Raw genomic sequence first — 20,001 nt, forward strand, 5'->3', positions numbered from 1 at the left:
CCATTGGATTTTATGAGAAACCTCAAAAAACTGATTTTTATATAAACTAAAATATACACGACATGAAAACTTTAATCTGCACTTTATTGACATTAATTAGTTTTTCCGTATTTGCACAAGGCAATTATGAAAAAGCAATGGGTGAAGCCCTTCAGGCATGGAAAGATGGCAAGGTAAAGGAAGCAAGTGCTCAATTTGAGAGAATAGCACAAGTAGAAAAAGACAACTGGATTCCAAAATACTACCAGGCACTGACCTTGGTGACAAGCTCTTTTCATCTGCAAGATGAGACGGAAAAGGCTAACGCATTAAAGAAAATCGGTGAATTAATTCCGAAAGACGAGAAAGACCTCAATTCAGAATGGTTGGTTGTAAGGGCATTGGCTACCACCTCCGATATGATTACCGACCCTATGAGCAAAGCCGCTATCTTGAGCCCTTCTATCATGGCTGATTATGAAACTGCAATCAAGATGGATCCTAATAATCCACGTGCTATCATTGGATTAGCTGAATTCAGCATGCAATCAAAGAAATTTATGGGCGGCGACACCAAGGAGGAATGTGAAAGTATTCAAAAAGCATTACCTTTATTTGACACTAAAAAAACTGAGCCTGCCTTCTATCCTTCATGGGGAAAAGAAAGAGCAGAGGCACTCCTAAAAGAATGTAAATAAACACTAAATGAAGCAATTTCTAAGATCCATCATCTTGGCAGTAATCATCAGTTTGGCGATCTACAGCAGCATTGCCATCTATGTACTGTTCCATACAGGGAGCTTAGAAATGTCTTTTATCAAAGCTCCAGAATCCATTGCAGGCATTTCTTACGGCATCTTTCTGTTCTTATCCGGAAGCTCCTCAAGCCGCATATTAAACCATTTTATTCCCGATAAAACCAAAGTTTTCAATCGGGTTTTCGGTTTCATCATCCTTACCAGCATCCAAGCGCCAATCGTTATTTTCATCATCAACATGCTGATATCAAAACTGATGCTGAATAAAACTTTCAGTGAGTTTGTATCCGATGAAAATTGGTTTGCCTACATCCCTTTGACCATAATATCCATCCTGATTGGATTAGGATTCTATGCCTTCTACTATTTCAAACAATTCAAGAACAAACAGATTGCACAACAGAAAAAGATTGCTGGGGAGGCAACGGCTCAACTCGAATCGTTAAAAAACCAGATTGACCCCCACTTTCTTTTCAACAGCCTGAACGTGCTGATCGGCTTGATCGAGGAAGATCAAAAGAACGCTATTGCATACACCAAATCGCTCTCCAAGATCTATCGCTATATCCTTGAGCATAAGGACAATGAATATGTTAGCATCAAGCAGGAACTGGAATTTGCAAACAACTATATTTCCCTACTTCAAATCCGTTTTGAAGATGCCATAGAATACAAAATGGAAGTGCAAAACCTTCAGGAAAACGAGTTTACAATCCCCCTTGCCTTACAGCTCCTATTAGAAAACTGTATACAGCACAATAAGGCCACTGAACAAAATCCATTGAAGATTAAAATCTTTCAAGAAGGCGATTTACTGGTTGTAGAGAACAATCTTCAAGAAAAAGAAAACAAAAGCTCCTCTACCAAGGTTGGACTCAAAAACATCAGGGAGCGATATCTCCTGACAAGCAAGAAGGATATCCAAATCATCAAATCCGAAGAGAAATTCACCGTTAAATTGCCAATCCTAGTTTCATGAAAGATTACCGAACCCTAATTATTGAAGATGAAAAACCTGCAGCCAGGCTATTATCCAGGAAATTGAACAGCATAGGGATACAGGCCATCGAGATGCTGCACTCGGTTGAACAGGCAAGAAAATGGTTTATGGAAAATCAGGCTCCAGACCTCATCTTTCTGGATATCCAACTATCTGATGGCTTGTCTTTTGAGATTTTTGATGGATTGGAAATCAATAGCGCCATTATCTTTACTACTGCCTATGATGAATTTGCTATCCGTGCGTTTAAGTTGAACAGCGTCGATTATCTCTTGAAACCGATTGCCGAAGAAGAACTTGAAATTGCAATTGGTAAGTTTGAACGATTAAGGAATCAGCAGCCCAGCATCGATTTACAGCAAATAAAAAAGCTGATCAGTCCCGATAAAAATCAATATAAGACCAGATTTAGCATCAAGGTAGGCAATAACATCAAATTGATCCCCATTGAAGAAATCGAATGTTTCTTTTCAGAAAACAAGGGCACATACGCCTATTGCGACAATAACAGCCAATATCTATTGGACCAAACATTGGAACAGATCGAAACAGTTTTGGACCCTGATAAATTCTTCCGGATAAGCAGAGGAAACATCGTGAACATCAATTCCATTCAGAGCATATCGGTCCATTCGAGTTCCCGACTGCGGGTACAACTGAACAACTGCCCTTCACAGGAACTTATCGTAAGCCGAGAAAGAGTCAGCGACTTTAAAGAATGGTTGGAATAACCTTAGTACAGGTGGAATTTCAAGGGAATATTAAGGCCAACGCCAAAGGTAAACCCATCGATTGGCTTAAAATTTTCTTTGGTATTGATATCAAATCCATAGCCAGCTGAAAGTTCTAGAATAGAAAAAACGCTGATCCCTGCCTTAGCCGTAGCGGTATACGGGGTAATTTCCCCCTTGATGAATGGCCAAACCGCAACGTTATTGAGGTAATATGTAACGCCAAATTCAGGGATTACATTAGACTGATCCATCATCCAAGTAAAGTTGGCACCAGCATCAAACTTGATGTACTGAGATTGGTTCGGCGCAAATAACCCCCAAGCTGACGCTTTCAAGAAGTTACCGCTCTGATATTGGTAACCGATGGAAGGACCAAAAATCCAACCATCTGCTTTCCTGCTCTTTTCTTGCGAAAAGCCAGCTTGCTCCCCTAAAAACAACATGACAAGGACTATTAGGATTTTTCTCATATATCTTTAATCTATTTTAATTGTTAACAGAACAAATTTCATTGTTTTTTGTTATTTTTAAAAAGTATTATCAAAATCACACAAAACTATTTGCAATTGCTAGGAATAGTTGGCTAAACATTTGTTTTTCAATACTATTCCGCCACACACTTTCTGTAACCAAACTTATTTTAACAAATAACAATTAATTTAACATTACAGATTTCTTAACAGGGTATTAATATCAAAGAAGTAACTTTCGACAGGTTAAACCACTAGCATTCAAAGAGTTTAACCCAACATGTCGATACATCTTATTTTTATCTCCCTATAGAAGACAAAATAAAAACAAGGTTTGGCCGTTTATTTGAGTACTAGACCCTAAACCATTCTTTTCTGGGATGATGTTTAATTAATTAATTCACAAAACTATTTGAAACTATTGTATGAAAATTATTAGTTTAAAAACGACTGCTATGAGTCAATCTCACCCCTTATGTCCTCATTGTGGAGAAGCATATCTCTACTCTCGAGTTCGTAGACCGTGGTGGGTCAAGTCATTTTTGTTTTTCTTGCCGGTCAAGAGGTATTCGTGCAATCAATGCCATAAATCCTCTTATGTATTACGCGAAAGAGATTAATGAGTTATCACACTAGCGCTCGTTAAATCCTTACAATCAAACTTTCTATTATCTATTTATTGTCAGACCGATTCTCAGATTAATCCATCGCCTGGTGCTTGATCTTCAGATTAGTCTTCGATCAATACTCTAGAGTCCAATTTGCTGAATTCACTATCTCAGCTTTCAGCATAAAATCACCCAAAATGATGGGATTGGGGATAGTTTTGCCAAAGCTTATTTTGGTTGTTCCAACATCAATTCATCGATAGCTTCCTCCAACTTCTTATACGGATGTTTATGGATTATGAATTTGTGCTTCCCTTCTACCGATGGTTCCCAATAATTTGCCCCATCCTTTTCAGTCTTCATCGTCCCAGGTCCACTTACATAAAAGTACTTTTCAGGATTTTCAGCAGCAATAAGCACAGCTGTCTGATCCCATGAACTCCTTGCCTTTACCGCTTCCTTGGCATAGCTCGCTAAATTGATCTGATAACCAACAGAAACAGGACTGCTTTCCAGCTTTTTTCCTGCTATTAGGCCTCCCGTTTTGATCTTGTCCCCTATTTCAAACCCTGAGAACAAGATTGGTTTTGGAAAATGCTCGAAGGCATAAACCCCAGATTCAGCATCCTTGTGGACATTAAACTCCTTGCCTTGCGGAAAGCCCCCTGCCATCGCCACCCAATTCTTCACTTTTTTCTTCACCAACTCCATCCCATTTAGATTGGAATATTTATCTGCTTTTGACTGCAAAAGATCACTGATATTCGTTATAAACCCAACGGTGACTATCGTGACGCTATTATCCGGCTGTTCTGCCAATACCTTTCTATAAATCGAAACTGAAGGTTCATACTTCTTAGTCAAGAGCTCTGGAGCGAACTTTTTGATGATCTGTTCATTCCAATTGTTTGCCGCCGTAAAATTGGGAGCCAAGGGGCTATAAGTCTGTCCAACGGGAATATCCCCACGTTTAAAATATCTGTTGTAAACCTCGATGGTCCCGGGAATGTCCTTATGGGCATCGGAAGAAACCGTAGCCAAAATTTCTACCTTGCCTTGATTGGCAAAAGCATGTAACAGTGCAATGGCTCCGATATCATCATAATCCGGCCCCATATCCGTATCAAATATGATCTTAACTTTAGCAGAATCTGTTGGAAATGGTTTGGAAAGCACAGTATATTGTGCAATAAAAATGAACAAGAAGGAAATAAGGAATGTTTTTAAATTAAAGATAGTTGTAATTCTCATGGTATAGGTTTTAGAAGGACAATTCAGATTTTCATAAGCATTTGCTCATTTAAGTTAATGAAATTATCACAAAATCCAGATTCAAAACATTTTAACAAATAACGTAGCGGAATGAAAATAATAGTCGTTTCTTAAAAACGAGATTATCCTCGGACCAATAAACACGTAATTATGAAAAACCTACTCACCTTAATTTCTATGATGTTGCTGTTATTTTCCTGCAGCAAAGATGATTCCTTGTCCATTGACCACGAATCAGCCTATAAAAAGAGTCTAAAAAAATGGGAAAACTTCAAGTCTGAAAGCAATAACAGCTATACTTATGTCATTGAAACTTATCGATTTTTTTCCTCACCACCCTCTAGGATCACTCTAACAGTAGAAAATGGAATATTAACGAATAGGAGCGGATATAAAATGGATCTATTTGCGGTCCAACGGCCAGAGTCAGGCTGGACCAAAGAAAATATACGAGAAGCGTTGATTTCTACCAACATGGACAATGCACGAATCGAGGAGATGCTTACAGCCGATTTTATTGCCAATATGGATTGGGAAGAGGATCAAAATAATTTAGGAAAATATGACCCCAAGGATCTTGCGATGACCATCGACCAAATCTATCAAAAAGCAAAAGACACCTGGTTGGTTCCAACCAAAGATAGCGAAGCCATCTTTGAAACGGACAATAAGGGAATAATCTCCTTGGTAGGGATAAAATTAAAACCTTATGAAGACGTTCCTTTCAATGGAGTCAGGATCGTATCGGTTACAGCATTAAAATAAAAAAGCCATCAAACGGCCTTCTGGCTTCCCTTTCTATTCAATTTATATAATTTAAACAGCAATTCAACGCTATTGCTCCTCATTATATATAATTCCACAAACCCTTTATTTGATAGGCGTGGATCTTTCCTTCATCTTTGGTTTAGCGAGTACAATGGAGGAGAAATACAATGAGAAAAATAAATCACAGAAAAGGATTGAATGTTTTTATTTTGATGGGTTCATTTCTTTTGACGGCATCGCAGGCACAATCCTTTAACTTTCAGAGCAGCCTAGAACGCATGGGTTCCAAAACCTTGATCTATTTTCAGGCTATAGGTGAACGGACCAACCAATCACAGCATGAAAATGCAATGGAACAAAACCCAACGGAAAGGACTAGAAAAGTAAATTCATCTTTCGGATGGGAAATCACGAACTGTTTATAAGTTAATTCATAAAAACAAAGGCCCCCAACTTTGGAGGCCTTTGTCTATTACCGTTTATGCTTATTTCTTTCCGCCACCTCTCAACAAGGCAACCAATAGCAAAATAAAGACAGCCCCTCCAACTACCCATACCCAAGGCTTTGAAAACATACCTTCATCTCCTTTGTCGATATCCACATTGATATCTAACCCTTTGTCCTGTGCCCAAGTTTGAAGAGACACAAACAACAGCATTAAAACTGCCATTGGACGAAACTTAATGATCCAATTTCCTTTCATATTTGATGTTTTAAAAGTTTATAATTTGTGTAATAACAGTTTGTGACAACAAATGTTTTTATTTAAAATAAACTACCTAAACGATAGACAACTATAGCCAAAAGTCAGCTATTTCACGATTTCCGACAAAATTTAAACTTCGGTTAATTTTATCCTGCGCCCGATGTAGTAAAAAATCGACATTTCTAAGTTTAGTATAGCTATATCACAATCGGAAGAAATAATATTATCGAACTTTACATTATCAAATCATTATTAACTTAATTGGCTAACCGCCTTTATTACAATTACTACGATGAATCCTTATCTTAATTCCCACAATCAAGATCTTATGGATTATGCTAGGAAGCATAAGGCCAAGTACAAGAATGCTAACCCATTCCCTTCTATTTCATTTGACAATTTCTTCAATCCAGATTTTTTAACTGAGGTATTAGAAGAATTCCCAGACCTTTCCAAAGGCAACAATATTGTCTATAATGATCCATTACAGAAAAAATTAGCAGGAAACGGAGAAGAACTTTTTGGTCCCAAAACCAAACTGTTGATGCATTTCTTGAATTCAGAACCTTTTTTGAATTTTGTTAAGGAAGTAACCAGTATTGATGAAACCCTATTTGGAGACCCTTATTTCTCTGGAGCGGGTCTTCATGAAACCAAGCGTGGTGGTTTGTTAAAGGTACATGCCGATTTCAACAAGCACCCTATCAATGGTCTTGACCGTCGTGTAAACTTAATTGTTTACTTAAATAAAGATTGGAAAGATGAATATGGGGGTCATTTTGAACTTTGGGATGAAGAGATGAACGGTTGTGTGGATAAGTTTGCTCCGAATTTCAATTCCATTGCCATGTTTTCTACCACTTCGGTATCTTACCATGGCCTACCAAATCCTTTGAATTGCCCTGAGCACATGAGCCGGAAATCATTGGCTTTATATTTTTATTCTTATGGAAGACCTGAGGCTGAAGCTGTCGCTTTCAAAGATGGCCACAATTCAATCTTCGTCAAAAGAAAAAATTCAAGCGAAGACTCTATGGCTTGGGATAATTATGATGAATCTAAAAGGAAAAAACCGATTCTAAAAAGAATCTATAATAAGATAGTAGCGCGATTATTGTAATTAAACAATGGAGCTGATCAAGTCCTATCCTGATCAGCTCCGTTGTTTTGAACCTCCCCTCTTTATTTTCCCTATTGCATTTTCTAAAAGACACATCCCTTAGCGAGAACCAATCATTCTTGTCCAACAATTGCTGTCTTTGATAGTCCCATCAAAAACAGCATGTATATCTCCTTTCGCTTAACAGGCGATAAACAGTAAAATAGCCTTCATTTTATTGTCCGTTATTGCTCCCGGCATTCAAATAAACAGCAATTCCCTTTAACATTTATTTTATATCAGCGTAAAACTACTTCCCCAATACCCCTAAAAATTAAATGAATTGGAATAAAAAACATTTTTCACAGTTATTGATTTATTAATTGTTAACCATGGCGTAACATTACGTTAACATAGCCTAATTAATTTTGACCATCCGAGGAAGAACCCATGATTCCTCGACATCTAACATCGAAAAAAATATGAAAAAAGTATTTACTCCTTTTCATCGAAGTTCTAAACGAACCTCATGTACTTTCTTACTCCTACTCGGACTTGGTTTTTCACCAGCAATGTCCTATTCCTTCCATTCAACAGCAACAACAGCTGAATGGAACAAACAACAGAAAATTTCAGTTTCAGGTATCATCTATGATCAGAGCAGCAATACAGCGATCAGTGGTGTAACCATTATTGCTGATGGGAAAGCAATAGGAACCAGTAATCAAAATGGAGAATTTTCCATTCAGGTGGATGCAGGAAAACCGGTCAGCTTCCAAAGCTTAGGTTTCCAGACGCATAGCCAACAATGGAACAGCGATTCAAAATCAGTTCGAATCAACATGACTCCTTCTGATGAATCCATCCAAGAAGTGGTAGTAACTGCTTTAGGGATAAAGAGAGAGGAAAAATCCTTGGGTTATGCAGTCAGTAAGGTAACTGCTGAGCAAATGACCGAAGCTACCCCAAGCAACTGGGTAGACGCAATGAAAGGAAAGGTTGCCGGATTGAACATCACACAAGCGAGTTCAGGCCCTTTAAATACTGCAAGAATTAATTTAAGAGGAGACCGTTCCTTAGATCCGGGCAAAAACGAAGCCTTGATCGTGGTGGATGGTATACCGATGGTGACTGGCCGCTTCAGTTCGGGTGTAACAGATGCTTACGGCGCAGGCTCCAGTGGCGCAGATAAAGATATTCCTATCGACTTTGGAAATGGCCTGGGCGATATCAACCCCGATGACATCGAATCCATCTCGGTATTGAAGGGTGCTGCCGCTACCGCATTGTACGGTAGCCGTGCCGGTAACGGGGCATTGATCATAACCACCAAATCAGGAAGAAATAGCAAAAAAGGAATCGGTATTTCCATTAACTCCAATACCAGCTTCCAATCAGTCCTGAAATGGCCTGCATTCCAATATGAATATGGACAAGGAAACTTGGAGCGTAATGCTGCAGGTGAACAATACTATTCATACGGATTGACAGAAGACGGAAAGAACACGGGATCAACCTCCAGTGCCTTCGGACCAAAATTCGACGGTCAGGAATATTTTCAATATGACCCAAGCACCGAAATGGGCGGCACCAGCAGAACGCCATGGGTTCCATATAAAGGCGGTGTAAAAGATTTCTTCAACGTCGGAGAAACCTACATGAACAGTGTTTCATTCGATGGCGGAAATGAAAACTTCACCACAAGAGCTTCATTGACCCATACCAAAAACTCATGGATCATGCCTAATACCGGTTTTGAGAGATTGGTGGCCTCTATCAATTCAGCTGCAAAACTAAGTGATAAGCTGAAGATCAACATGAAAGCCAATTATACAAACAAAGGCAGTGATAACCTTCCAGGAACAGGTTATAACAACCAATCCATTGGCTATTTCATGATTTTCCAAAATCCTAGCATCAGCCTAGATTGGTACAGACCTATGTGGAAAAAGGACAGAGAGGATATCGAACAGATCCATCCATTCAGCTCCTATATAGAAAATCCATTTGTCATTGCCTATGAAATGACAAATAGCTTAAAGAGCCATGGAATCGATGGTATGTTACAGGGGGTTTATACCTTCAACCCAAAATGGGAAATCATGCTCCGTTCGGGTCTTTCCATGCGTTCGGATATCAGGGAACAGCGTCGTCCATGGGATACCGCCAATTTTCCGAAAGGATTTTATAAACAACAGGATCTGTTCTACATGGAATCCAATACCGACGCATTGCTTTCATATAATGATCAGATCAATGAAGATTTCAATATCCGTGCATCCCTTGGTGGTAACATCATGAAACGTGACATCAAGGAAGATATAGGTGTGGCCAGAGGATTGACTTCCCCCGGGGTGTACAAATTAGCGAATGCCTTGACGACTCCTGTTGCTGAAAATACAGCGACGCAGAAAGAGATCCAGAGTGTGTTCGGAATGGTAAACCTAGGCTGGCGAGACATGATCTTTGTCGATGTGACAGCTAGAAATGACTGGTCTTCTACCCTGCCAAACAGCAGCCGTTCTTACTTCTACCCATCAGTGAGCAGTAGTTTTGTACTGAGTGAGATGATGGAAATGCCAAGCCAGATCTCCTTTGCCAAACTTCGCCTATCTTGGGCCCAGGTTGGTAATGACGCCGATCCATACCAGACGATAAAGTATTTCAACAATTCCATTTTCCCTGGTTCTGCAGAAGCTCCTTCCCTTTTGCATAATGCAGACCTTAAACCAGAGATTTCAACCTCTACAGAAGCGGGGGTGAATGTTGCCTTCTTTAACAATCGCTTGACTGCCGATGTTAACTATTATTTCAACCGCTCCAGAAACCAAATCCTCATTGTTCCGCGTGACGTCACTACAGGCTTCAGCTCTGAAGTTATCAATGGTGGTCTGATCCAGAACAAAGGCTGGGAAGTCAGCTTGACCGGAACGCCAGTGAGAAACGAAAACTTCCAATGGAACGTTACGGCAAACTGGGCAAAGAACAACAATGAGATCCTAGAGTTAAGTGAAGGTGTGGAAACACCGCAACAAGTCATTGCATCGAGCGGATCGGGTGCAGCGGAAATCATCGCGACAGTCGGTGGTTCTACAGGTGACCTTTGGGGTTACGGATTGGTACGCAACGATCAAGGTCAGGTAATCTATGACGCAAAAACAGGCTTGCCGGTTCGCCCTGCTGATAAAGTGAAAATTGGAAATGCCTATGCCGATTGGAGAGGTGGATTCCACAATGAAATCAGATACAAGAACTTTACCTTAAGTGCATTGATCGATGGGCAGTATGGTGGTATCGTTTATTCACAGACACACCACAAAATGTCTGAACAAGGTAAGTTGGAGCACACCCTTCGAGGCCGTGAAACCGGAAAGATCGTAGGTGATGGGGTAATCCAAAATGCAGATGGTTCTTTCAGTCCCAATACCAAAGAAGTAGCAATCAACACTTATTATGGTGATTACTACAGAAGAGCAAACGTAGAAACCAATAGCTTCGATGCTTCTTACCTAAAGCTTCGTGAAGTGAGGTTTGAATATGCCTTGCCGAAATCTTTGGTTTCAAAATGGAAAATGAACAATGCTTCTATCGCATTCTTTGGACGTGATCTTTTCATGATCACCGACTTCCCAATGTACGATCCAGAAACCGCAGCATTAAATGGTGCCACCATTATGCCAGGTGTAGAGATGGGCCAAATGCCAAGTACTAGAACCTTTGGAATGAATTTGAAAGTAAACTTCTAAGCTGAAAAACAATGAAAATCAACTATAAAAATATCCTTATCGCTCTTGTTCTTTCTGCAGGATTGACAGGATGTACGAAAGACTTTGACGAGACCAACAATAATCCCAATAAATTGGAATTTGTTGCTCCCGGCACCTTGGTAACTCCAACAGTATATGGAATGGCCACTTATTTTACCGTTCGAAGCAATGACTTCACTTGGGAAATCATGCAGGATGGCCTTGCAAATCCCAGCGCTGCCAATGGTATCCACCGCTATTATTTTACGGAACAATCTGGTGATGGAACTTGGAACAATTGCTACAGGTACCTAAGGAATATCCGTGAAATGGAAAGTGCAGCCATCAATGGAAACACCAAGCTTCCGGTATACGAGGCAGTTGCAACTACATTGAAAGCCTATATCGCAGGCATCTTGACCGATAGTTTTGGTGATGTCCCTCTTTCTGAGGCCATGAAAGCGGAAGATGGTGTGGATCAACCTGTTTTTGACACACAGGAAAAGATCTACACGGACATGATTGCTGCCCTAGAAAAAGCCAATCTACAGTATACCGACCCTTCAGAAATGAATGGGAACGACCTGTTGTACAATAACAAAAAAGATAAGTGGCGTAAATTCAACAACTCCATGTTATTGCGCTATATCTTAAGAACCTCAAAACGTTCGAATGTATATGCTAAGATCAAGACCATTTTAGATGATCCCGAAAAATACCCTATCTTCACTTCCAATGATGATGCAGCGATTTTGAGTATCACCGGTCTTTCACCTTACGACTATGCATGGGGTAGACGCCAAGATTATGTAAACTTTACTGCGATGGCTTCTTTCTTTGTTGATAACTTGAACAGCTTAGAAGATCCTAGAAGACCGTTTATCATGACCCAAGCAACGGAATTGGTTGACGGTAAAATTGTCCCTATCGGATATAAAGGTATCCCTGCCGGTCACTCTGGCGATCTTTCAGGCATCAGCTATAGCCCAAGTACACCAAATGGCGATTTGATGTATCCGGAAGTGGTTGGCACCCCGATCAAGGAATTGATCATGACCTATGCCGAAGTAGAATTCATCAAAGCAGAAACCTATAATGCCTTGGGGTTGACCGCAGAGGCGAAAGCAGCTTATGAAAAAGGGGTGAAAGCTTCTATCGAGCAGTATGGCGGTGTGATGCCGGCAAATTATTTCGACAATCCAGCGGCAGCATTCAATGGTACGCTCGAAAGGATTATGCTCCAAAAATACCTTTCCCTGTTTATGGTCGATTATCAACAATGGTTTGAATACCGCAGAACTGGATTCCCAAAACTGCCAAAAACAGAATTTATGTTGCATGATGCTGTCATGCCAACCCGCTTTATGTATAAAAATGAAGTCCGCCGATTTAATCCGGACAACTATGCAAAAGCTGTTCAGCAAATGGGCGGTGATACCTTCCATACCAAAGTATGGTGGGAAAAATAACATGAAGCACATAAGCTAAAAAAGAGAGGCTGTCCCTGAAAGGCAGCCTCTCTTTGCTAAAAGGAAAAAGCAATAGGCTAAATCTCCAAAAAGGGCCCCTATCGCTCAAAAACAGCATTTTTGACCTGCCAACCGTCCGATTGTATTCAAAATGATACAATTTGAATATTAATAAGGACAGCCTTTTAGGAGTGGTGTAACATTAATTTAACACTACAATAATAGTGGATTAAATTATTTGTTAAACGCATAACCGCTATAATTCAATGTTTTAACAACTTTCTAAAAAATAGTTTAATGATTAAATATCGATAAGTGGTAAGGTCTTGAGCACTGGCATTGATATCGATAGCCTAGGTTGATTCTGTATGACAATAACACATGCGGGATCAATCATTAAAAACAATTATTGATAACAAAAAAAAGATCTATGAAAAAGTTATTATTGGGATTATCGTTCCTATTGGCCATTGCAGTATTTGCAGTTTCTTGTAGCAAAGATGACAATGTAAATGAAGTAGTATTACCGAGCAAAGCAAACACTTTTTTGTCAGCCAGGTTCAAAGGTGCTAGCATCGTAAAACTATCCAAGGTGAATGATAACCAAACCAAGAAAGAATTCGAAGTTATTCTGGACAATGGAATCAAAGTAGAATTTGACAAAGATGGCAATTGGGTAGAAATTGAAGCCGTAAAAGACGATGGAACCATCCCAAATGAATTTGTTCCTGCAAAGATCCTTGCTTATGTGACCCTAAATTACCCCAACTTAGGTGTAAACAGCATCGAAATTGAAGATGATGGCTATGAAATCGAATTGACAGATGGTACGGACCTTGATTTCGATCTGGATGGAAACTTCATTAAGATTGATAAATAAGAGATCAGAACAAAATCAATACATCTCTCAAAATAGTTGGACTGCCTCATGAGGCAGTCCTTTTTTGTTCCTATATGGTTAAAATCTTCTCTATTGAGAGCCATATTCCGGCTGTCTACAACCATAATTTTCAGAAGATCTCTTGAATATTAGTTTACCCATATTCGAGACACGTTCGGAAAATTCGGAATATGTCTCGAATGAGGTCAATATAATATCTAATCTACGTCCAGAAGTGTTTTCCAAATTCGAATAAATATTACCAATAGATTATCCAGCTTTTTGAAATTTTCCGTAGCTTAATTTGCTGAAATGATCAAAATTCACTTGAAATAACAATGATATATAAAATATTACCATTTTTGCTATTGCTTTCTACCTTTATTTCCTGCCAGAACCAAACAGGACAGAACACAGATAATAAAGAAGAACAATCAGAATCCAGTTCAGCAGAGCTCTATGCAAAAAAGACCTATACCCTACCCACAGAATTAAATGAAATATCAGGCTTGACATTTCTTCCAAACAGCCAAGACATTGCTTATGTGCTGCAAGATGAAGAAGGAATTGTCTTCACCTACGACCTCAAAAACGGCAACATCAGTTCCCAATTTGAATTCGGTCCCGCAGGCGATTACGAGGAAATCACGACGGATGGAAATTATTTCTATGTGCTGGAAAGCAATGGCGATATCCATAGTTTCCCAGTCAGCATGGATGTTGACCAAGGAAAGGTCAGTACTTTCAGAGGTCAGTTAGAAAAAGGGGAATATGAGTCCATGGCTTATGACCAGAAGAACAACAGTCTTATTGTTTTCTGCAAATCCTGCAAAGCCGATAAAGGAAACGCAAGGCTAACAGGATATGTGCTAAACGTTCTGGACCAAGGTGACCTAAGCCTTAATAAACAGTTTAACATCGACCTGAACAGCATTGCGAACATTGACCCTAAAATAAAAGACTCCCTGAAACCTTCAGGTTTAAGCAAGCGAAACTCTTCGGATGAGTGGTTTCTCCTCTCCTCGGTTGACCGACTTATACTGATCTTCGATGAGAGCTTCCAAGCCAAGGAAGTTCATCACTTTAAAAAGAAACAGTTTGAACAACCTGAAGGCATCAGCTTCAACAATCAAGATCAAATGTTTATCAGCAGCGAAAAAGGAAAAGCAGACAATGCATTTATTTATCAGATCAACATGAAATAATCATGAGAAAAATACTTTTTATTGTCTTTCTGTTCTTTATCCAATTTGCTATCGCCCAGCAAGTTGAGCAACGATTGATCATTTTTGGGGATGCCGGAGAAATCAACAACAAACAGAGTTTTCTGATCAAGAATGCCAATGGACTTCAAATCCCAACCAAGACCAAGGCCTTTTTTATTGGGGACAATATCTACCCTACAGGGATGGCCCTCAGCGGCAAGAAAAAAGAAGAAACACAGGAAATCCTAAAATCACAATTTGAAGGCTTTAGGGAACTTCAGGTTCCCGTTTATTTCTTAGCTGGAAACCATGATTGGGATAGATCTGGAAAAGAAGGTCTGGAAAAAATTAAGGCCCAAGCTGATTTTCTGAATAATTATGGCGACCCTGGTCTAAAATACTTACCGGAAGCTGGAAAAATCGGTCCAACGGTACTTACGCTAAATCCCAAAACCATAGCCGTTTTATATGACAGTGAATTCTGGCTCTTTCCTCATCATAACCGTGATGTAACAGCGGAAAAAGATCAGTTCATTGCCGATATCAAGAAGATATTAAAGGAGAACAGGAACAAAACGGTCCTCATGATTTCGCATCACCCCATGGTATCCTTTGGTGACCATAGCTTAATATATAATTGGAAAGACCATATCTTCCCGTTAACTGATGTGAAGTCCTCTCTCTATATCCCTTTACCCGGTATTGGCTCTCTGTACCCCTTATTACGGACGCATGTAGTCAAATTTGCAGAAGACCTCAAACACCCTATCTATCAAGATTTGATCAAAAGGGTGACAGATGCCACTGCGGAACATCCAAAAGTGCTGTTTGTCGCAGGTCATGACCATGGTCTACAATATATCGAACAGGACAAAATTCGACAGGTGGTCAGTGGTTCTGGGTCGAAACAATCGGATATCCATCAAAGGGAACCCTTGAAATATGGCTATAATAAACAAGGTTTTTCGGTGATTGATTTGCTGGATAACGATAAGGTCAGGCTGACTTTTTATATCGATAGTCCTAAGGACTCCTTGATGAAGTCGTATGAGGTATTGGTTGAGTTTTAGATTAAAGAATGTTAACCATTAAAAACTCTCATCTAAGCCTTTAGACACACAGCCAAAGAACAACTCTTAAATTAAATTTTAATTCTTCAGAAGATACTCAGAACAAAGGTATTGCTTTTTACTAAATTTTATTTACTTTAGAATACAAATCTAGTTGCAATATGCCAGTATCCCCATTTCATCAGGACAGCTATAACAAACATGCGGACTGGTACAAAAACACCTTTCCATCTCCGGAAAAGAAACACGAAGTATTGAACAGGTTTATCAAATACAGTGGTAGTATTAATCATTGGTTACAGTCTATATTTTTTGACAGCCTAACACCCCTTCTTATTGATAAGGAAAAAATTTGGATGACTTTAGGCGACGCATATGGACATGACGCCGCTTTCTTGCTGAATAGCGGAGTGAAGCAAGTGATTGCGACAGACCTTTCGACTGACTTATTGGAAATATCTAAAAAGCTTGGTTTGATTACAGAATATAAATCAGAGAATGCAGAAAGTATATTGATGGAAGATAATAGCGTGGATTATATCCTTTGCAAGGAAAGTTATCATCATTTCCCAAGACCATATGCTGCCTTGTACGAAATGATCAGGGTAGCCAACCATGGTTTTATTGTAATTGAGCCCCAAGATCCTATTTCTAGAATGTCACCATTATTATTCATCACGAATATATTGGAAAAATTAAGCCCAGGCATGATCAATAAAATATGGAAAAACCGATTTTCATACGAACCTGTTGGCAATTATGTCTATAAAGTTTCTGAGCGAGAATTTGAAAAATATGCAGCAGCACTCAACCTCCCATGTATTGCTGTAAAACAGTTAAATCCTAATTTTTGGTTTCTTGGCTGCGAAAAAATACAAGCTAAGAATACAAATCATAAATTTATGGCTATCCAAATAAAAAAGATTTTCCGGGATATGTTGACCAAGTTTGGCTTGGCTCCTAGCCAAACCCTTTGTATCGCAGTTTTTAAAACCGCTCCTTCCCCCGAGTTGAGAAGAGCATTAAAGAAAGATGGGTATAAATTAACAGATATTCCTCATAACCCTTATTTGTGATGGAAAACTAGTGCCCCAACATTATTTCATTCCCATCAACATTCCCATTCCAAAAATGATTATTTTTAATCATCAAAAATCACCAATTATAAATCCCATGCAGCTTAAATCTTTTGTATCGCTCCTGACTTTTCTATTCCATGCAGCCTATCTCTTGGCTCAAAAACCAGATTTAGTAAAATACGTCAATACCTTACAAGGGACACATTCAGAATATGCCCTTTCTTATGGAAACACTTACCCGACCATAGGACTACCCTTTGCGGTACATTTCTTTTCTGCGCAGACCGGAAAAAATGGCGATGGCTGGAAGTATCAGTACCAAGCAGATAAAATCAGGGGCTTCCTGCAGGTGCATCAATGTTCACCCTGGATGAATGACTATGCGGTGTTTTCATTGATGCCGGGAATTGGGGAATTGACCGTCAATGAAGATCAGCGTGCGTTAAAATTTTCACATGCAAATGAGGTAGCCAAACCTCATTACTATTCTGTAAAATTTGACAACGGCATACAGACAGAAATCAGTCCGGTGGAACGGGGGGCACACATGCGCTTCAGTTTTCCAAAAAATGGAAAAGCAAACTTGGTGTTTGATGGTTATACCAAAGACTGTGAAATCAAGATCATACCAGAAGAAAGGAAAATAATTGGCTATGTAAACAATGGAAGGATAGTACCGGAAAACTTTAAGAGTTATTTTGTCCTTGAGTTCAATCAAGATTTTAAATCTTACGGCACTTGGGAAAACGAGAAAGGGACGATTAAAGCCAATAATAAGCAGGACCTAGGTAAAGGCGTAGGAGCGTTTTTGGAGTTTAAGCCGGGTTCCAAGGTAGAAGTCAAGATGGCGTCTTCTTATATCAGTCCGGACCAGGCAGAACTCAATTTAACACAGGAATTAGCTGACCATAAAAATTTAGAGGTAACCAAGAAAAAGGGATTTGAGATTTGGAATGAGCTTTTGAATCGGGTTTTGGTGGAAGGTGGTTCCGAGGAGGACAAGGCCACATTCTATTCCTGCCTGTTTCGGGCAAACTTATTCTCCAGGAAGTTCTATGAAATAGATGCCAAGGGCGATCCCTTTTATTACAGTCCTTATGACGGCAAAATCCACACTGGATACATGTATACGGACAATGGATTTTGGGATACCTTTAGGGCTCAATTTCCATTGAGCAACATTCTACATCAGCAAATGCAAGGAAGGTATATGCAATCTTTATTGGATGCCCAGCAGCAAGCAGGTTTTTACCCGACTTGGTCCAATCCGGGCATGTCCGGTGTCATGATTGGAAACCATGCCATCTCTTTACTGACCGACGCCTGGGTGAAAGGAATCCGGACCTTTGATCCTGATTCAGCTCTGAGAGCCTATTACCATGAAACCACCAACAAAGGATTTTATGGAGGATCAAACGGAAGAGAAGGCTGGAAAGAGTATTATACCCTAGGATATATTCCTTACGGTGACATCCATGAGAGCACTGCAAAAACATTGGAATATGCATACGATGATTTTTGTGCCTATCAATTGGCGAAGTTGACCGGTAACACCTTTTTCGAAAATGTGTTTGGAAGACAGATGTACAATTATCGAAATGTATTTGATCCTCAGGTCAATTTTGTCAGAGGGAGATTAGCGAATGGGGAATGGAGGCCAGATTTTGATCCTGTTGAATGGGGAGGTCCATTTACAGAGGCAAATGCTTGGCAATATACCTGGTCGGTCTTGCACAATATTGAGGATTTAATCGGCATGATAGGTGGCGAAGAGAGATTTAATGCCAAATTGGATTCCTTTTTCACGATGGATCAAAGCATAAAATACGGCAGCTATAAGCAGGAGATCCATGAAATGCGAGAAATGCTATTGGCCAAGATGGGGCAATATGCACATGGCAACCAACCTACCCAGCATGTCCCTTACCTTTACAACTTTAGTGGAGAGCCCTGGAAAGCACAAAAACAGGTGCGTATGGTTTGCAAGCAATTGTACAATGCCACGGAAAAAGGCTATCCAGGCGATGAAGATCAAGGACAGATGTCATCATGGTATGTCCTTAGTGCCTTAGGAATCTATAGTGTATGCCCAGGAACGGACCAATATGTGATCGGGAGCCCCGTATTTGAAAAGGCAACTATCAGTTTAGAGAATGGAAAAACTTTTGTTATCCAGGCAAAGAACAACAATCCAGAGAATGTCTATATTCAATCGGCCGAACTGAACGGCAAACCCTTGGACAGGAACTATATTACTTTTGATGACATCAATAAAGGCGGTGAAATGGTCTTTGAGATGAGCGGTACTCCAAATAAAAGCCGAGGAACCAGTAAAGAGGCAAGACCATTTTCATTGCAGCAACCGGTAAAGAATTAGTCTTTTTTCATGGCCGCAGCCTTAAGGTCATCCGGCATTTTCTCAATGGCATAGCGCAGGGCAGTCCTTGGCATCCTTGCCTTGTGCCTCATTACATAGTCGAAAACCTCTTTTTCATAGGCTTTGCTGGTTTCTTTCAACATCCAGCCATAGCCTTTCTGCACCATATCATCAGGATCCATCATGAGGATATCAGCAATCTGAAAAACATCAGCCAAGTAATAGCCTCTCTTACCAGGAACCACTAAACTAACCGCTGCGGCACGCTTGGTCCAGCGATTTTTGGACTTTGCCCAGGTCTTCAGCATTTTTACATTTTCTGGAAATTGAATCAGATTATAGCCAATGGTCGTACAGCAAAGCGTATCACAATCCGACCAATTGTTGACATATAGATTGACCCAGTTTTCATAGACCTTCATGTCTTCCGCCTCATAATGTTTACGAATGGATTTAGTGATGATACATGCAATATAGGCTTCTTCAAAGATCTTGGATTTCCAAAGTTCATCACATAAGGTAAAGATCTCCTGTTTTGGCTTCTTTTTGATATCCTGATAAACCTCCTTGCCTATCTTTCGAACAATTTCAATGGGCACGCCATAGCGCGTTGCACCTTCTCCTTCTTTAAAAAAACGAGCCATGGAGTCAGAAGTGGTTTTATCGACATTGTCCATTAGGGTTTGCCGGATATCAAGCAAAAGATCATTCATGGAGTCAAATTTAGAAAAATAGATAAAAGAAATTATTCAAAATACTTATGAAACCAGATGCTGAGGT

At 39.7% G+C, this 20,001-nt stretch carries 17 protein-coding genes; 13 read left to right on the forward strand and 4 right to left on the reverse strand.

The window, feature by feature from the left end; genetic code table 11:
• Positions 1-62 precede the first annotated feature (62 nt).
• From NMK93_RS18710 to NMK93_RS18720, 3 genes are read left to right on the forward strand one after another with little or no spacing between them, the layout of a single operon-like run.
• Entirely contained in the window at positions 63-677 is a 615-nt protein-coding gene (locus NMK93_RS18710) for a hypothetical protein (protein ID WP_185212667.1), read from the forward strand.
• 7 nt (positions 678-684) lie between these two features.
• The gene (locus NMK93_RS18715) at positions 685-1,716 is read left to right on the forward strand and encodes a sensor histidine kinase (protein ID WP_254526917.1); all 1,032 of its coding nucleotides are present in this window, start codon (positions 685-687) and stop codon (positions 1,714-1,716) included.
• Positions 1,713-2,468 carry a LytTR family DNA-binding domain-containing protein gene (locus tag NMK93_RS18720; protein WP_254526916.1) on the forward strand — a complete coding sequence of 252 codons (756 nt, stop codon included), beginning with the start codon at positions 1,713-1,715 and terminating at the stop codon, positions 2,466-2,468. Before NMK93_RS18715 ends, NMK93_RS18720 begins: the two co-directional genes overlap by 4 nt.
• Positions 2,469-2,470: 2 nt before the next feature.
• Here the strand turns inward: NMK93_RS18720 and NMK93_RS18725 are convergent, their stop codons facing one another.
• Together NMK93_RS18725 and NMK93_RS18730 are read right to left on the reverse strand one after the other, a co-directional pair.
• Positions 2,471-2,941 carry a hypothetical protein gene (locus NMK93_RS18725; protein ID WP_254526915.1) on the reverse strand — a complete coding sequence of 157 codons (471 nt, stop codon included), beginning with the start codon at positions 2,939-2,941 and terminating at the stop codon, positions 2,471-2,473.
• A gap of 836 nt (positions 2,942-3,777) precedes the next feature.
• The gene (locus tag NMK93_RS18730) at positions 3,778-4,800 is read right to left on the reverse strand and encodes a nucleoside hydrolase (RefSeq protein WP_254526914.1); all 1,023 of its coding nucleotides are present in this window, start codon (positions 4,798-4,800) and stop codon (positions 3,778-3,780) included.
• Positions 4,801-4,971: 171 nt separating this feature from the next.
• Between NMK93_RS18730 and NMK93_RS18735 the strand changes: the two genes are divergently transcribed.
• Positions 4,972-5,586 carry a hypothetical protein gene (locus NMK93_RS18735; RefSeq protein ID WP_254526913.1) on the forward strand — a complete coding sequence of 205 codons (615 nt, stop codon included), beginning with the start codon at positions 4,972-4,974 and terminating at the stop codon, positions 5,584-5,586.
• A 170-nt stretch (positions 5,587-5,756) separates the two neighbouring features.
• Complete coding sequence (locus tag NMK93_RS18740) at positions 5,757-6,014, forward strand: hypothetical protein (protein WP_185212673.1); 258 nt, start codon at positions 5,757-5,759, stop codon at positions 6,012-6,014.
• A gap of 60 nt (positions 6,015-6,074) precedes the next feature.
• Here the strand turns inward: NMK93_RS18740 and NMK93_RS18745 are convergent, their stop codons facing one another.
• Positions 6,075-6,293 carry a hypothetical protein gene (locus NMK93_RS18745; RefSeq protein ID WP_185212674.1) on the reverse strand — a complete coding sequence of 73 codons (219 nt, stop codon included), beginning with the start codon at positions 6,291-6,293 and terminating at the stop codon, positions 6,075-6,077.
• A gap of 331 nt (positions 6,294-6,624) precedes the next feature.
• Here NMK93_RS18745 and NMK93_RS18750 point away from each other — a divergent pair, with 331 nt between their 5' ends.
• The 8 genes from NMK93_RS18750 to NMK93_RS18785 all read left to right on the forward strand — a co-directional run bounded on the left by NMK93_RS18750 (position 6,625) and on the right by NMK93_RS18785 (position 19,221).
• On the forward strand, positions 6,625-7,416 hold the full coding sequence (locus NMK93_RS18750; protein WP_185212675.1) for a 2OG-Fe(II) oxygenase: 792 nt from the start codon (positions 6,625-6,627) through the stop codon (positions 7,414-7,416).
• A 461-nt stretch (positions 7,417-7,877) separates the two neighbouring features.
• Entirely contained in the window at positions 7,878-11,141 is a 3,264-nt protein-coding gene (locus NMK93_RS18755) for a SusC/RagA family TonB-linked outer membrane protein (RefSeq protein ID WP_254526912.1), read from the forward strand.
• Between the two features lie 11 nt (positions 11,142-11,152).
• Positions 11,153-12,610, forward strand: a complete 1,458-nt coding sequence (locus NMK93_RS18760; protein WP_185212676.1) for a SusD/RagB family nutrient-binding outer membrane lipoprotein — start codon at positions 11,153-11,155, stop codon at positions 12,608-12,610.
• 430 nt (positions 12,611-13,040) lie between these two features.
• On the forward strand, positions 13,041-13,490 hold the full coding sequence (locus NMK93_RS18765) for a PepSY-like domain-containing protein (protein WP_185212677.1): 450 nt from the start codon (positions 13,041-13,043) through the stop codon (positions 13,488-13,490).
• A gap of 338 nt (positions 13,491-13,828) precedes the next feature.
• A complete protein-coding gene (locus NMK93_RS18770; protein WP_254526911.1) occupies positions 13,829-14,695 on the forward strand; it encodes an SdiA-regulated domain-containing protein in 867 nt (288 codons plus the stop codon).
• A gap of 2 nt (positions 14,696-14,697) precedes the next feature.
• Positions 14,698-15,765: a metallophosphoesterase gene (locus NMK93_RS18775; RefSeq protein ID WP_254526910.1), complete on the forward strand. Its 1,068-nt coding sequence runs from the start codon at positions 14,698-14,700 to the stop codon at positions 15,763-15,765.
• A 254-nt stretch (positions 15,766-16,019) separates the two neighbouring features.
• A complete protein-coding gene (locus tag NMK93_RS18780) occupies positions 16,020-16,841 on the forward strand; it encodes a class I SAM-dependent methyltransferase (protein ID WP_254526909.1) in 822 nt (273 codons plus the stop codon).
• Between the two features lie 97 nt (positions 16,842-16,938).
• Complete coding sequence (locus NMK93_RS18785; protein ID WP_254526908.1) at positions 16,939-19,221, forward strand: GH92 family glycosyl hydrolase; 2,283 nt, start codon at positions 16,939-16,941, stop codon at positions 19,219-19,221.
• Here NMK93_RS18785 and NMK93_RS18790 read toward each other — a convergent pair.
• A complete protein-coding gene (locus tag NMK93_RS18790; protein ID WP_254526907.1) occupies positions 19,218-19,934 on the reverse strand; it encodes a DNA alkylation repair protein in 717 nt (238 codons plus the stop codon). The genes NMK93_RS18785 and NMK93_RS18790 overlap by 4 nt on opposite strands.
• Between the last annotated feature and the right edge of the window lie 67 nt (positions 19,935-20,001).

The organism is Sphingobacterium sp. LZ7M1 (assembly GCF_024296865.1).
Taxonomy (GTDB): Bacteria; Bacteroidota; Bacteroidia; order Sphingobacteriales; family Sphingobacteriaceae; genus Sphingobacterium.

Coding starts and splice junctions, on each gene's coding strand:
- NMK93_RS18710 (WP_185212667.1), top strand. CDS start 63: ATGAAAACTTTAATCTGCACTTTATTGACATTAATTAGTTTTTCCGTA.
- NMK93_RS18755 (WP_254526912.1), top strand. CDS start 7,878: ATGAAAAAAGTATTTACTCCTTTTCATCGAAGTTCTAAACGAACCTCA.
- NMK93_RS18770 (WP_254526911.1), top strand. CDS start 13,829: ATGATATATAAAATATTACCATTTTTGCTATTGCTTTCTACCTTTATT.
- NMK93_RS18790 (WP_254526907.1), bottom strand. CDS start 19,934: ATGAATGATCTTTTGCTTGATATCCGGCAAACCCTAATGGACAATGTC.
- NMK93_RS18730 (WP_254526914.1), bottom strand. CDS start 4,800: ATGAGAATTACAACTATCTTTAATTTAAAAACATTCCTTATTTCCTTC.
- NMK93_RS18765 (WP_185212677.1), top strand. CDS start 13,041: ATGAAAAAGTTATTATTGGGATTATCGTTCCTATTGGCCATTGCAGTA.
- NMK93_RS18720 (WP_254526916.1), top strand. CDS start 1,713: ATGAAAGATTACCGAACCCTAATTATTGAAGATGAAAAACCTGCAGCC.
- NMK93_RS18760 (WP_185212676.1), top strand. CDS start 11,153: ATGAAAATCAACTATAAAAATATCCTTATCGCTCTTGTTCTTTCTGCA.
- NMK93_RS18735 (WP_254526913.1), top strand. CDS start 4,972: ATGAAAAACCTACTCACCTTAATTTCTATGATGTTGCTGTTATTTTCC.
- NMK93_RS18775 (WP_254526910.1), top strand. CDS start 14,698: ATGAGAAAAATACTTTTTATTGTCTTTCTGTTCTTTATCCAATTTGCT.
- NMK93_RS18740 (WP_185212673.1), top strand. CDS start 5,757: ATGAGAAAAATAAATCACAGAAAAGGATTGAATGTTTTTATTTTGATG.
- NMK93_RS18715 (WP_254526917.1), top strand. CDS start 685: ATGAAGCAATTTCTAAGATCCATCATCTTGGCAGTAATCATCAGTTTG.
- NMK93_RS18785 (WP_254526908.1), top strand. CDS start 16,939: ATGCAGCTTAAATCTTTTGTATCGCTCCTGACTTTTCTATTCCATGCA.
- NMK93_RS18750 (WP_185212675.1), top strand. CDS start 6,625: ATGGATTATGCTAGGAAGCATAAGGCCAAGTACAAGAATGCTAACCCA.
- NMK93_RS18725 (WP_254526915.1), bottom strand. CDS start 2,941: ATGAGAAAAATCCTAATAGTCCTTGTCATGTTGTTTTTAGGGGAGCAA.
- NMK93_RS18745 (WP_185212674.1), bottom strand. CDS start 6,293: ATGAAAGGAAATTGGATCATTAAGTTTCGTCCAATGGCAGTTTTAATG.